General features: G+C 56.7%; 11 protein-coding genes. 8 read left to right on the top strand and 3 right to left on the bottom strand.

Translation table 11 applies throughout. The features are described 5' to 3' along the window. Positions 1–12: 12 nt before the first annotated feature. Positions 13–561: a peptide-methionine (R)-S-oxide reductase MsrB gene (msrB, locus tag H5P30_RS14830; RefSeq protein WP_185693698.1), complete on the bottom strand. Its 549-nt coding sequence runs from the start codon at positions 559–561 to the stop codon at positions 13–15. Between the two features lie 311 nt (positions 562–872). On the opposite strand from msrB, the gene H5P30_RS14825 reads away from it, so the two are divergent. Next, positions 873–1,457: a flavoprotein gene (locus H5P30_RS14825; RefSeq protein WP_185693697.1), complete on the top strand. Its 585-nt coding sequence runs from the start codon at positions 873–875 to the stop codon at positions 1,455–1,457. Beyond that, a complete protein-coding gene (gene holA / locus H5P30_RS14820; protein WP_185693696.1) occupies positions 1,450–2,565 on the top strand; it encodes a DNA polymerase III subunit delta in 1,116 nt (371 codons plus the stop codon). The genes H5P30_RS14825 and holA overlap by 8 nt, the downstream gene beginning before the upstream one ends. Here the strand turns inward: holA and H5P30_RS14815 are convergent. Further along, a complete protein-coding gene (locus H5P30_RS14815; protein ID WP_185693695.1) occupies positions 2,562–3,365 on the bottom strand; it encodes a TIGR00282 family metallophosphoesterase in 804 nt (267 codons plus the stop codon). The two genes, holA and H5P30_RS14815, sit on opposite strands and share 4 nt — an antisense overlap. A 95-nt stretch (positions 3,366–3,460) precedes the next feature. Here H5P30_RS14815 and ilvB point away from each other — a divergent pair, with 95 nt between their 5' ends. From ilvB to menH, 6 genes are all read left to right on the top strand, one after another. Continuing rightward, entirely contained in the window at positions 3,461–5,251 is a 1,791-nt protein-coding gene (gene ilvB / locus H5P30_RS14810; protein WP_185693694.1) for a biosynthetic-type acetolactate synthase large subunit, read from the top strand. A gap of 270 nt (positions 5,252–5,521) precedes the next feature. Beyond that, on the top strand, positions 5,522–7,840 hold the full coding sequence (locus H5P30_RS14805) for an alpha-amylase family glycosyl hydrolase (protein ID WP_185693693.1): 2,319 nt from the start codon (positions 5,522–5,524) through the stop codon (positions 7,838–7,840). 168 nt (positions 7,841–8,008) lie between these two features. After that, on the top strand, positions 8,009–9,034 hold the full coding sequence (gene gap, locus H5P30_RS14800; protein WP_185693692.1) for a type I glyceraldehyde-3-phosphate dehydrogenase: 1,026 nt from the start codon (positions 8,009–8,011) through the stop codon (positions 9,032–9,034). 172 nt (positions 9,035–9,206) lie between these two features. Further along, positions 9,207–10,406, top strand: a complete 1,200-nt coding sequence (locus H5P30_RS14795) for a phosphoglycerate kinase (RefSeq protein WP_185693691.1) — start codon at positions 9,207–9,209, stop codon at positions 10,404–10,406. Between the two features lie 20 nt (positions 10,407–10,426). Beyond that, positions 10,427–11,203, top strand: a complete 777-nt coding sequence (gene tpiA / locus H5P30_RS14790) for a triose-phosphate isomerase (RefSeq protein ID WP_185693690.1) — start codon at positions 10,427–10,429, stop codon at positions 11,201–11,203. Beyond that, positions 11,200–11,952: a 2-succinyl-6-hydroxy-2,4-cyclohexadiene-1-carboxylate synthase gene (gene menH / locus H5P30_RS14785; protein WP_185693689.1), complete on the top strand. Its 753-nt coding sequence runs from the start codon at positions 11,200–11,202 to the stop codon at positions 11,950–11,952. Before tpiA ends, menH begins: the two co-directional genes overlap by 4 nt. 6 nt (positions 11,953–11,958) lie before the next feature. Here the strand turns inward: menH and H5P30_RS14780 are convergent. Beyond that, the coding region (locus H5P30_RS14780) for a transposase (protein ID WP_185693688.1) at positions 11,959–12,870 on the bottom strand (912 nt) is incomplete at its 5' end.

Below are 12,870 nucleotides of genomic sequence, written 5' to 3'. Positions count from 1 at the left end.
TCCCCGTCCGGATCAAGAATTTCCCAGAGCCTGAAGCTCGGAAATTCGCTTGGCGGCGACTTTCTTCTGCTCTTCCACCAAGGCCGGAATCGCTTCGACTGATTCTGCAGGGATGAACTCCATTGCCGTCGAATTCATGCAGTAACGCAAACCGGTCGGAGCAGGGCCGTCTTCGAAAACATGCCCAAGATGCCCGCCGCAATCCACGCAGTAATTCTCGACCCGGCGCATGCCGTAGGAAGTATCCACCTCTTCGCCGACAACTCCCTCTTCGATCGGCTGAGTGAAGCTAGGCCACCCAGTTCCCGACTTAAATTTATCCTCGCTCGAAAAAAGAGGAGTCCCCGTCGCCGCACAGACGTAAATTCCCGGTCGTTTCTCGTCCCAGTAAGCATTCTGAAAAGGGCGTTCAGTTCCGTGATCCCGGAGGACTTGAAATTGTGCAGGAGTCAAAACCTCCTCCCACTGGCTCTCGGAAAGTTGAACCACCTCAGCCCGGCCAGCGGCCACATTTCCGCTCGGCGTTCCGCAGGCACCATCGTTGCAAGATTCTGATTTCATAAAGTGAAAAGCGTGGGGGAAAATTAAAGAAACAGCCAAAGCTGCTCCCAAGCAGCCAATGACCAGCAGGAAAAGATTTCTCATAATACGCAACGAAGTCGTATCCCTGAAGATTGCAACCTCCCCCCAGGAAGGATATTTAGCCGCTTACCCATACATATTAAAACCCTCGCTTGTCGCATTTCCAAAAACAAACCAGAACCCTTGATGTTGCCAATATTTTAACATGGTTTAATAATTGACATCAGACATCTCGTTTTCTCCGTTGCGGCCAATCGTCAATTACTCATCGTAAAAGGACTCGAATAACCATGACCAATCTGGAAAACAGTGCGCCCTCTCCCGTGGCCGGGAAAACCATCATCCTCGGGGTCTGCGGAAGTATTGCCGCCTATCGTGCGGCGGACATCACGAGCCAACTCACCAAACTGGGCGCGTCGGTGTTTCCGGTGATGACTAAGGAGGCCACCCAACTCATCACTCCGTTGACCCTGAAGACTCTCGCCCGAAATCCGGTCGCTTGGGATCTTTGGAAGGAGGCCGAAGGTTGGCAGCCCGGCCATATTGAGCTCGCGGACAACGCCGATCTCTTTTTGGTCGCCCCGGCCACGGCCCACACTCTGGCGTGCTTCGCTCAAGGGCTTGCTCCCGACCTCCTCACCTCCATTTATCTGGCTACCCGCGCTCCGGTCCTGATCGCTCCCGCGATGAACGGGAAAATGCTCACCCATCCGGCCACCGAGGAAAATTTGAAAACTCTCCGCAATCGGGGTCATCACTTTGTCGAGCCCGCAGAGGGCATGCTGGCCTGCGGCTACGAAGGCAAAGGACGCCTGGCTCCCGTCGAAGAAATCATCGCAGCCGCAACCTCACTGCTATCCGAAAAAGATGTCTGATTCTCTCCGAATGGTTCTGGGCGATGACGAATTCCTCGTCGACCGTCGCGCAGGAGAAATTTTCAAGCCGTGGAAAGAAGAAGCGGTGGATGAATACTCCGTCGAGATCGTCGATGGGCGGGCTCAGACTGTCGATGAGGCAGTGACCGCGGTCACCCGATTTGCCGAATCCGCGCAGACCGACTCTCTTTTCGGGGGCGGGGCCAAGACCGTCTGGTTGCGCAATCTGACTTTCCTCGGAGATGGGCGCCTTGGCCAGAGTGCCGGAGCCAAACAGGAAGTGGAACGACTTCAGGAGCTCCTCAAAGGTATGGCGGGCAGCGAATCGAAGATTCTCATTTCCGGAGCTCCAGTTGATCGGCGGCGTTCTTTTTACAAATGGGTATCCACCCAAACGGGATTTGAGGGGATCGATGCGAAGAAGGCCGGAGCCGCCGCTTTTCAGCAGGTCGTTGAAGACGAGTGCAAATCCGCCGGTGTCACCCTTTCCCGTATGGCCCTTGAAGTTCTCCGTGCCAAGCTGAACGGAGAAATCCGGATGGCGGTTGAGGAAATCCGCAAGCTGATCACGGCCCTCCCCGAGGGCAAAAAGGAGATCACCGAGAAACAGGTCGCCGAGGAGGTTCCTGAATTCGGCGAACCCGAGTTTTTCGAAGCGGCCGACAAGTTCTTCCGTGGCAATTTAGGAGACGCACTCGAAGCGCTCCGTCGTCATTTCTTTAATCAGAAGGAGGGACGCCCTCTCCTCTCCAACCTAATGAACCGCAATCGGCTCATGATTCAGGCGCGTGTCCTTTCCGACAGCGGAATGCTGAAAGCCAGTGGACGCCGCGTCGATGCGGCCAGCCTCAAGGAAGCAGCGGCTTGGGCCGAACCGTGGTATGGAGACACATCCAAAAAAACTCCAGTCAACGTTTTCGCCCAGAATCCTTTCTATTTGGGCAACCTCGCTGAGGCCGCCCGCCGCATCCCACTGCGCCGTCTCTTCGATTTCCAGACCGCCTTCGTGGATACCTTCCGCGAGATGGTCAATCGCCCCAACGACCACGAGGCCGTCTTCCGCGAACTCGCGGTCCGCTGCCTCGCTCCCACGCCCAAACGGCGCTAGAGTAGCCCTACTTCGCTAGCCGTATCCGGCACGGCCAAGAGCTCGATCGAGGTGGCACGGCCCGTTTCGTCGAAATCGATCAGGACTCCGCGCATCCAAACATCCTCCTGAGCAACCGTAAACTTTCGGGGCATACCATCGAGGAAACGCCCGAGTACGGGATCCACCTCTCGCCCGAGCACCGATCGGTATGGACCGGTCATCCCGACATCCGTAATCGCCGCAGTTCCTCGCGGGAGGACGCGTGCATCCGCTGTGGGAGTGTGCGTGTGGGTGCCGACGACTGCCGTGGCGACACCCTCGAGCATCCAGGCCATCGCGATCTTCTCCGAGGTGGTCTCGGCATGAATTTCTACCAGGAGAGCATCGACCTTGGGTCGTAACTCAGCGGCCAGGCGCTCGGCTTCCCGGAAGGGACAGCTCGACTTGATCTTCATGAACTCGCGGCCGAGCACGGTGAAGACCCCCAGTCGAAACCCTCCCCCATCGACGATCAAATGAGTCCTACCCGGGCAGGATGAGTCCAGATTGGCTGGACGGCACACCTTATCAAGGTTCCCAATCTCGTCGGCAAATCCCCGCTGATCCCAGACATGGTCACCGAGAGTGATGGCGTCGACACCGGCGTCCAGGATTTCACGAGCCAACTTCCCCGTGATCCCCGCTCCCGCCGCGGCGTTCTCCCCATTCGCGATAACTCGATCGATTTGACGGGTCTGGCGAACCTCGCGTAGGCGCTGTTGAAGAATCTGACGACCGGGGCGACCAACGATGTCGCCCAAAAACAAAATGCGTGGCATCCCTCATTGACTCACTCCCTTCCCCGAAAGGGAAGGATGAAATGCTTGCCTCTCAGCGCCAACCCCGATTTCCTTCCACCCTTTTCCCTACCACCATGTCCACTAAAACAGCAAAGCCATCGCCGGAAACCGTTCTTCCGTTCCAACCTCAGTATGAGGAAGGACCTGAAATGATGGGTGCCGACGTCGTCGTCTCCTGCCTCGAACGGGAGGGAATCGACACAGTCTTTGCCTATCCTGGCGGAGCTTCTCTCGAACTGCACCAAGCACTCGTCCGCTCCAAAAAGATTCGCACGATCCTCCCGCGCCACGAGCAGGGCGGAGGATTTATGGCCCACGGTCATGCTCGTGCGACAGGAAAAGCCTCCGTCTGCATGGCCACCAGCGGCCCCGGAGCGACCAACTTGATCACCTGCATCGCCGACGCCTATATGGATAGCGTTCCGCTCGTCGCGATCACCGGACAGGTTTACCAGACTTTAATCGGGAAGAGCGCTTTTCAGGAAACCGACGTGCTGGGGATCTCCATGCCTGTCGTCAAGCACAGCTACATGGTCCTGACCGCCGAAGAGCTCCCGACCGTCATCAAAGAAGCTTTTCACGTGGCCCAAAGCGGCCGCCCAGGGCCAGTCCTCATCGATATCCCCAAGGATATTCAACAGGAGGTCTTTAAGCCCAAGTTCCCCCTCGAGCTGCATCTCCCCGGTTACCCGGAGCCTCCGATTGCATCGGACGATGATCTGCTCCAGGTTCTCGGTCTCATCCAGAAGGCCAAGCGCCCGGTCCTGTACACAGGCGGAGGCATCATCAGCAGCGACGCCACGAAGGCTTTTCGCGAGTTCGCAGAGAAGACCGGCGTCCCAGTAGCCTCCACCCTCATGGGCCTCGGCTGCATGGATCCGGATCATCCACTCTCTCTTTACTGGTTTGGCATGCACGGGACTGTCGCTGGTAACTGGGCAGTCTGCGAAAGCGATCTCCTCATCTGCGCCGGCGCCCGTTTCGACGACCGCATCACCGGTAAAGTTGAAAAATTTGCGCCGGACGCAAAGATCATCCACTTCGACCTCGACCGCTCCGAGCACCACAAGAACAAGAAGGCCCACTTCCCAATCTTCGGAGAGATCCGCCACGCCCTCGAGCGGATGAATGAATTGGTCGACTCCACCAAGTTCGAGAAGCCCGATCTTTCCGAATGGACGGCCAAGCTCGACGGCTGGAAGAAGGAATACCCTTTCACCTTCAAAGAAAGCCCTCACATCCTCCCACAGGAGGCGATCAAGACCCTCTACGAAGAAACCAAGGGGGACGCGATTATTACGACCGGAGTCGGCCAGCACCAAATGTGGGCGGCCCAGTTTTACCGCTTTAAAGAACCCCGGACCTACATCAGCTCTCTCGGGCTCGGGACGATGGGCTTCGGATACCCAGCCGCTGTGGGCGCCAAGACGGCGTTCCCGGACAAGGAAGTCATCGACATTGACGGTGACGGCTCCTTCCTCATGAACGTCCAGGAGCTCGCTACCGCCAAGATCGAAAAGATCAACGCGAAGTGCCTCCTCCTGAACAATCAGCACCTCGGTATGGTTGTGCAATGGGAAGACCGTTTCTATCAGGGCTGCCGCGGCCAAACGATCCTCGGCGATCCAGAAAACATCGGAAGCCCCGAGAACATCGACGGTCTCTATCCCGACTTTGTGAAGATCGCCGAAGGTTTTGGCGTCAAAGGTCGCCGTGTGATCCGCAAGGAAGATCTCCGCGAAGCGATCCGAGAGATGCTCGACCATGATGGCCCCTACCTCCTCGACGTAGTGGTCCCCTACACCGAGCACGTTCTTCCGATGATTCCCCAAGGTAAGTCCGCGAAGGAAATCCTGACAGAGTGATCCCCGAGCACCTGACGACCTCAGGTCATCACTCACTTTGCTCCGCGCTCGTTTCCCTGAAGTGGGGAAGCGTACCGAAAACGTTTCAACCCACCGCAATTCTCAGCATGTCCAGTTGACAACCGCCTACCAGCTGGTTGCTGTAAAGGCGTGAGCGGCGAACCGAAGATCCTTCAAGCCTACTGGGAATCCAGTCAAACCGGACTCGTCGTACTAACGCGCGACTGGGTCAGCCGGAAAGAGAAACCACCTCTCTTTTTTGGCCCACCGATGAGACCCTTCCAGAGTCTGGAGCGGACCGACCCGCTCCTCTACGGCCAGATGGCCGGGTATATCCGCTTTCGCAAAAAGCTCCTTTTCACTTTCGAGCTTCCCGAACGAGGACTTTCTGAGCTCGCCGAAAAAGGCGTCTACGTCGCCGGATCTTTCAACGATTGGAACCCCCTCGAAGAAGGAAAACAATGGCGACTACAACGGACCCGCTTGAACGGGATCGAAATTGCCGCTCTCCGTATTCCCGAGGATAAAATCGACATCAGCCAGACCTTCACCTTCAAATTTCAGGCGGGCGACGGAGCCTGGCTCGACGTCTCTCAAAGCGCCCCCAACGCCGTGTTCGACGAAAACGGCGCCTGCAACCTCGAGTTTCATCCCGATAGAACCGGGCAACACATCTTCACCTTTGCCGTCGGCGAGAATTACGAAACGGACGGACAGGAACAGGTGATCTGGTCCTCAGAAGAAGGCGAAGAGATACGGCACCTTCCCCCGACCCATACCTTTCTCGAGCTCCACTCGGATGCCGAACTTGGGGCTCTCCCAAGCCGTAAGGGGACGACTTTCCGAATCTTCGCTCCCCGGGCCAACCGGGTGGTGGTCGAATTCCAGCAAGACCCCTCCATGAGCAACCCGGAGAAGCTCGAGCTCGCAGGCCCCACCGACGGGATCTGGGAAGGATCCGTAGGGCGGAATCTCGAAAAATGGTTTTATCACTATCGGGTCCACGGCGAGAGCCCGGATACTTCGACCCGATTCAACCCGGATATGGCCATTCTGGATCCCTACGCGAAGGCGGCCTACTCCCGCTCCGGGCCAGGTATTATTCTCGGGGACTCATTTTTTCCCAAAGGAGGCGTCGATCCGGGATTCACCCCACCCCGCTGGGATGATCTCGTCATCTGCGAATGCCATCTGCGCGATCTCCTCGCCCGAGTCCCCGACCCGATGAAAGAAGAGGACCGCCTCGGATACAGCGGACTGGCAAAGTGGGTCCGCAGTGGACATTCTTACTTGCACGAGCTCGGGATCAACGCGGTCGAGCTTCAGCCGATTCAGGAATTCGACAGCCAAAGCAAAGAAGAATACCACTGGGGCTACATGCCAGTGAACTACTTCTCCCCCGAAAGCACCTATGCCAAGCATCCGGAGAAGGCCAGCCAAGTAGAAGAATTCCGCGACCTCGTCCGCGCCATGCACGAGCAGGAGTTCACCGTCATTCTCGACGTCGTCTACAACCACATCGGCGAGCCCAACAATCTTCTCTTTCTCGACAAGTATTACTATTTCCACCTAAACACCCACCACTACCTGATGAACTGGAGTGGCTGCGGAAATGACCTTCGCACGGATGCCCCGATGGTGCGTCGGATCATCATTGAAAGCCTCATACACCTCGTCGAACAGTACGGAGTGGACGGCTTCCGCTTCGACCTCGCGGACCTCGTGGGCAAGCCTACACTCATGGCGATTGAGGCCGCCCTCAAGGAACGCTTCCCCCACCTCATTCTGATCTCCGAACCGTGGAGCTTTCGCGGACACCTCGCCGACGCCCTCAAAGACACTGGTTGGGCGTCATGGAATGACGGATACCGAGACTTTCTTTCTGAATATGTCCGCGGCACCAGCAATCGCGACGCCGCCTGCTACTTCCTCGCCGGCTCACCCCACAGCCGCACGGAGTGGCCAGCTCAGACGGTCAATTACTCCGAATCTCACGACGACTACTGCTGGCTCGACCGTATCACCGAAAACCCCGACCACGAAGGGTGGAGCCCAACTCCTTCCGATCGGCGACGCACCCACCTAATGGCGGCCTTCCTCTTCGCGTCCCTCGGCATCCCCATGATCTCTGCTGGACAGGACGCACTCCGAACCAAAGGAGGTATCCACAACACCTACCAACGGGGAGACCTGAACGCCATCGACTACGAACGGCGCACCTACTACTCCGGCACCGCCAACTATTTTGCCCAGTGGACACGCCTCCGTCTTTCCCCAGTCGGCCGCCTTCTCCGTCCGGGCAAGCACCGCGACAACTACCTCTCTTTTTCCGGACCGGAAAATTCTTCGGCCATCGCCTGCCTCTACAACGCTGATCAAGCTGACGGAGAGGATCAGATGCTCTTTGCAATCAACCCACACCTGGAGCCAGCGATGATCCCTCTTCCGCATCGGAGTCCGGCGCACGAATGGATACAGATCGCCGACCAGGAAAGGGTGAACCGGGGAGGACTCGAAGGAGCACTACACAGAATCAATGCGAATGGGATCTATCTACCCGCTCTCTCCTGCGGACTCTGGAGAACCTAAAAGTCGTATCATTGTGTCTCACTCTGCGTCGGGAAAGTTACTCTGACGACAAATCCCAGCGTTATTCTCTTGCCTTGTGGCGCTGTGATCTGTTGATTGAAAGAGACTTTCTCTGATAATCAGCTAAACAGATAATTAATTTCTCTAATCCAAAAAACAGGAAATAACATGCCGACAAAAATCGGAATCAACGGCTTCGGCCGTATCGGAAGGCTCGTTTTCCGGGCCATCGTGGACAAAGGGCTGCTCGGCAGCGATGTGGAAGTGGTCGCCATTAACGACCTCGTCCCCGCCGACAACCTCGCCTACCTACTGAAGTATGACTCCATCCAAGGTCGCTTCAACGGCACGGTTGAGGCTCCTGACGACGACACCCTTATCGTCAACGGTCAGACCATCAAGTCACTGTCCATCAAGGAAGGCCCGAAGGCTCTCCCATGGGGCAAGCTCGGCGTCGACATCGTCATCGAGTCTACCGGACTCTTTGTTCAGGACTCCGCTGCTCAAGGCCACATCGACGCAGGTGCCAAGAAGGTCATCATCTCCGCTCCTGGTAAGGGCGACGGAGTGAAGACTGTCGTTCTCGGCGTCAATTGCGACACCCTCGAAGCTTCGGACAACATCATTTCCAACGCGAGCTGCACCACAAACTGCTTGGCTCCGATCACCAAGGTTGTCCTCGACAACTTCGGTATCGTGGAAGGTCTCATGACCACAGTTCACAGCTACACCGCAACCCAGAAGACCGTTGACGGCCCAAGCCGCAAGGACTGGAAGGGTGGCCGTAGTGCTGCGATCAACATCATCCCCTCCACCACGGGTGCTGCTAAGGCCGTTGGCCTCGTCCTCCCAGAAGTGCAGGGCAAGTTGACCGGTATGGCATTCCGCGTGCCGACTCCGACTGTCTCGGTCGTCGACCTCACCGTCCGCACCGAAAAGGCTGCCAGCTACGCCGACATCTGCGCAAAGATGAAGGAAGCTTCCGAAGGCAGCCTCAAGGGCATCCTCGGCTACACCGAAGACGAAGTCGTCAGCTCGGATTTCATCCACTGCGAACTGAGCTCTATCTTCGATGCCGGATCCGGACTCGGCCTGAACGACAACTTCGTCAAGCTCGTCTCCTGGTACGACAATGAGTGGGGCTACAGCAACCGCTGCGTCGAGCTCCTCCAGAAAGTCCGGGGGCTTCTCTAAACGACAGTGTCCAGTGACCTTGATCTAATTCAGACGATCAAGGTGTGCTAAGATTTCAGGCCGTCACGGTGATTTTCCAATTCCGTGACGGCCTTTTTTCTCTTTAGATACAATGAAGAGGTCGACTCGACCTCCCTTTCAGAAATTTCCAAAACCAGAAGTTCAAACTATTATGTCGAAAGCAAAAACCATCGATTCGGTCGATCTTGCGGGAAAGCGGGTCTTTGTCCGCGTTGATTTCAATGTTCCGCTTGATAGCAACGGCACCATCTCCGATGACAGTCGGATCGTCGCGGCTCTCCCGACCATCAACAAACTCATCGAGCAGGGTGCCAAGATCATCCTCGGTAGCCACCTTGGTCGTCCGAAGGGCAAGCGTGTTCCTGAAATGAGCCTCGCACCCGTCGCCAAAGAACTGAGCAACAAACTCGGCAAGCTCGTCGCCTTCACGGATGACTGCATCGGTGACAAGGTAAAAGCCGCTGCCGAAGCGCTTGAACCCGGCCAAATTCTTCTTCTCGAAAACCTCCGCTTCCACGAAGGCGAAGAAAAGAACGATCCGGCCTTCACGGAAAAACTCGCCTCGATCGCCGAAGCCTACGTGAACGACGCCTTTGGCACCGCTCACCGCGCCCACGCCTCGACCGCAGGAGTTTGCGATTTTCTTTCACCTAAAGTGGCTGGCTACCTGATCGAAAAGGAACTCGCCTATCTCGGGGAGAAAACCGGAAACCCGGAACATCCTTTCGTCGTCATTCTCGGAGGAGCCAAAGTCAGCGACAAGATCGCCGTCATCGACTCCCTCCTCGATAAAGCCGACACAATGCTCATCGGCGGCGCGATGGCCTACACTTTCGCCCTCGCTAACGGCCGCACCGTCGGCGACAGCCTCTGCGAAATCGACAAAGTCGAGACCGCCAAAGCCGCGATCAACAAGGCCGCTGAGAAGGGCGTCAAGCTCCTCCTCCCGACTGACAACCTGATCGCCAAGGGCTTGGACTTTAAGGAAAAGTCCGTCGCCGAAACCGACACGATTTCCGGCAACATCCCCGATGGCTGGGAAGGCGTCGACATCGGCCCCGAAACCATCAAGGCCTTCTCCGAAGAAATCGCGAGCGCCAAGACCATCCTCTGGAACGGCCCAATGGGGATCTTCGAGATCTCAGAATGCAGCAAAGGAACCTTCGCGGTTGCCGATGCAGTAGCCTCCAGCAGCGGAACCTCCATCATCGGTGGTGGAGATTCGGTCAAAGCGATCAAGAAGAGCGGGTTCTCCGATAAGGTGACCTTCATGAGCACCGGCGGCGGAGCCAGCCTCGAATTCCTCGAAGGCAAGACCCTTCCTGGCGTTGCCGCACTCGACCAAGAGTAATCCATCAAACTGAAAAAATTATGAGCAAGTCCCGCAAATATCTGATTGCCGGAAACTGGAAGATGAACAAAAACGCCAGTGAAGGCGTTGAGCTGACCGAAGACATCGTTTCCCAACTCGGAAACGAAACCTCCGTCGGCGTCGTCATCTGCCCTCCATTCACCGCCCTCGAAAGCGTTGGAAAAGCAATCAACGAATCCAACATTCAGTTGGGCGCGCAGAACATGAACCCGGAAGCTTCCGGAGCTTACACCGGCGAAGTTTCCGCTGAAATGCTCCGCAGCCTCTTCGTCACGCACGTGATCCTAGGTCACAGCGAACGCCGCGCCCTCTTCGCCGAGGACGACGCCTTCATCAACAAGAAGGTGCTCGCGGCTCTCGCCAACAACCTGAAGCCGATCCTCTGCGTTGGGGAAACCCTCGAAGAGCGCGAAGCCGAGAAGACGATCGACATCGTCTCGGGCCAAGTCCGCAAAGGACTCGAAGGCGTCACTGCTGATCAAGCCGAGAACCTCGTCATCGCCTACGAACCCGTCTGGGCCATCGGAACCGGCAAAACCGCCACTCCCGAAATGGCACAGGAAGTTCACAAAGCGATCCGTTCCGTTCTCGCCGAGCTCGTCGGCGAAGAAAAGGCCGACAAGATCCGCATCCTATACGGCGGATCGATGAAGCCGGAAAATGCTGACGAACTTCTCGCCCAGCCCGACATCGACGGAGGCCTCATCGGGGGAGCAGCTCTCGTAGCCCGCTCCTTCGTCGGCATTGTCGAAGCCGCTGCCAAGCAAACGAGTTGAGCCAACTACTTTCATCGGCAACCCGAATCCTCGCGTTGCACGGTTTTACTGGAGAAGGGGCGGATTATTCCGCCCTTTCTTCTTGTGTGGGTGGCTCCTGGACCTGCCCCGACCTTCCAGGACACGGAATCCATGCCGACGCACCGGCCGAAGATTTCCGATGGGAAGCACTGGAGAATCAACTCCTCAACCTTTCCGGAAGCCCACAAATCGGAATAGGCTATTCCATGGGCGGACGATTACTCCTGCATCTCGCTATCCGCAACCAAAGCGCCTTCGAGAAGCTAGTCCTGATCAGCACAAGCCCAGGTCTACCGACCCTACAGGAACGAAAAGATCGAAGACGAGCAGACAAGCGATGGATCGACCTTCTTCATCAGGAAGGCATCTCCTCGTTCCTTGATCAGTGGTGGAAACAACCCGTGCTCCAAACTCTCGACCAGCTGCCAGCGCCAAAACGCGACGCGCTCCTCGAGCGAAGAAGACAAAACAAAGCCCAAGGACTAATTCATTCTTTGGAGCATCACGGCACCGGAGCCCTCCCTTCCCTCTGGGATAAACTCATCAACATCAAGATCCCCACTCTTATCTGCGTCGGGGAAACCGATTCGAAATTCAATCAGATTGCATCAGAAATGAGCGATCGCCTCCAAAACTCTCATCTCTCCATCGTCCCCCATGCAGGACACTCCCCACATCTAGAAAATCCCGAAGATTTGGCGTCAGCAATTCTCAGATTCCTAAAATAATCACCATCAGCGGAACAACTTCGCCCGCAACCCCGTCCCAACTGCCAAGCCTCCCCAGTCGGTTCCCGTCATGACATGCGCCCGCTTCGGACGCTTCCCCGCATCCTGCTGCACCTGTTCCTCCACAAACGAGGGCGATCCCAGCACCATTCCATCGGTAAAATACCGGACCCGGCATCGTAAAACCACAGACAGGGGCAACTTTCCCTTCTCCTCTTCCAAAACCCGCACCGCTTCTTCCCGAGAGATCGACTTCTTCTCATCCTTCTCCCCGGCCCCGGCACCATACAAAGTCTGGCGATACCCAGCCAGATCCTTGTCCACAACCGAAAGACCAGCCCGAGCCATCCGCCCCCCTCCAATCGCCTCGGCATACCCACAAAATCGATAATCCTTAGGATCTTCAACCAACCCCGCCCGCACCGCATTCAAGTCAATATAGGCAGCCACCGTCCGCAGCGCCCAACGATCCCCTTCCACCAGAACACTCTTAAACCGCTCACACCAAAGCGGTCCAAAACGATCCCGCGACCGATTAAACCAAAGCGTGAATCGTTGCTTGAGGGTCTTCATCATCCAGGAAACATCCCCCATCCGTCGCAACAGACTCTTCCGCAAGTCCATCCCTTCCAAAGTATGATCCCGAAGGTGCCCCTCCAAAACCTCAGCCCGCATCGGATTCCAAGGCGTAGGCTTCGGATAGAGCCGACGATACCGACGCACCAACTCCTCATCCGAAATACTCACCTCCGCCGGCACCTCCACCAAAACATGGAAGTGGTTCTTCATCACCGCATAGGTAACCACCCGAATCCCCGAGAAATCAGCCACCTGCCAAATCATCTTCCGCAAAACCTCCCTCTCCCGATCCCCAAAGAGAGCCTCCCCATTCACCGTTCGACTCATCACATGGTAGTA

Source organism: Puniceicoccus vermicola (genome assembly GCF_014230055.1).
In the GTDB taxonomy this organism is placed as follows: Bacteria; Verrucomicrobiota; Verrucomicrobiia; order Opitutales; family Puniceicoccaceae; genus Puniceicoccus; species Puniceicoccus vermicola.
The sequence above is the reverse complement of the archived record's forward strand: the minus strand, read 5'-3'. Positions and strand labels throughout refer to the sequence as shown.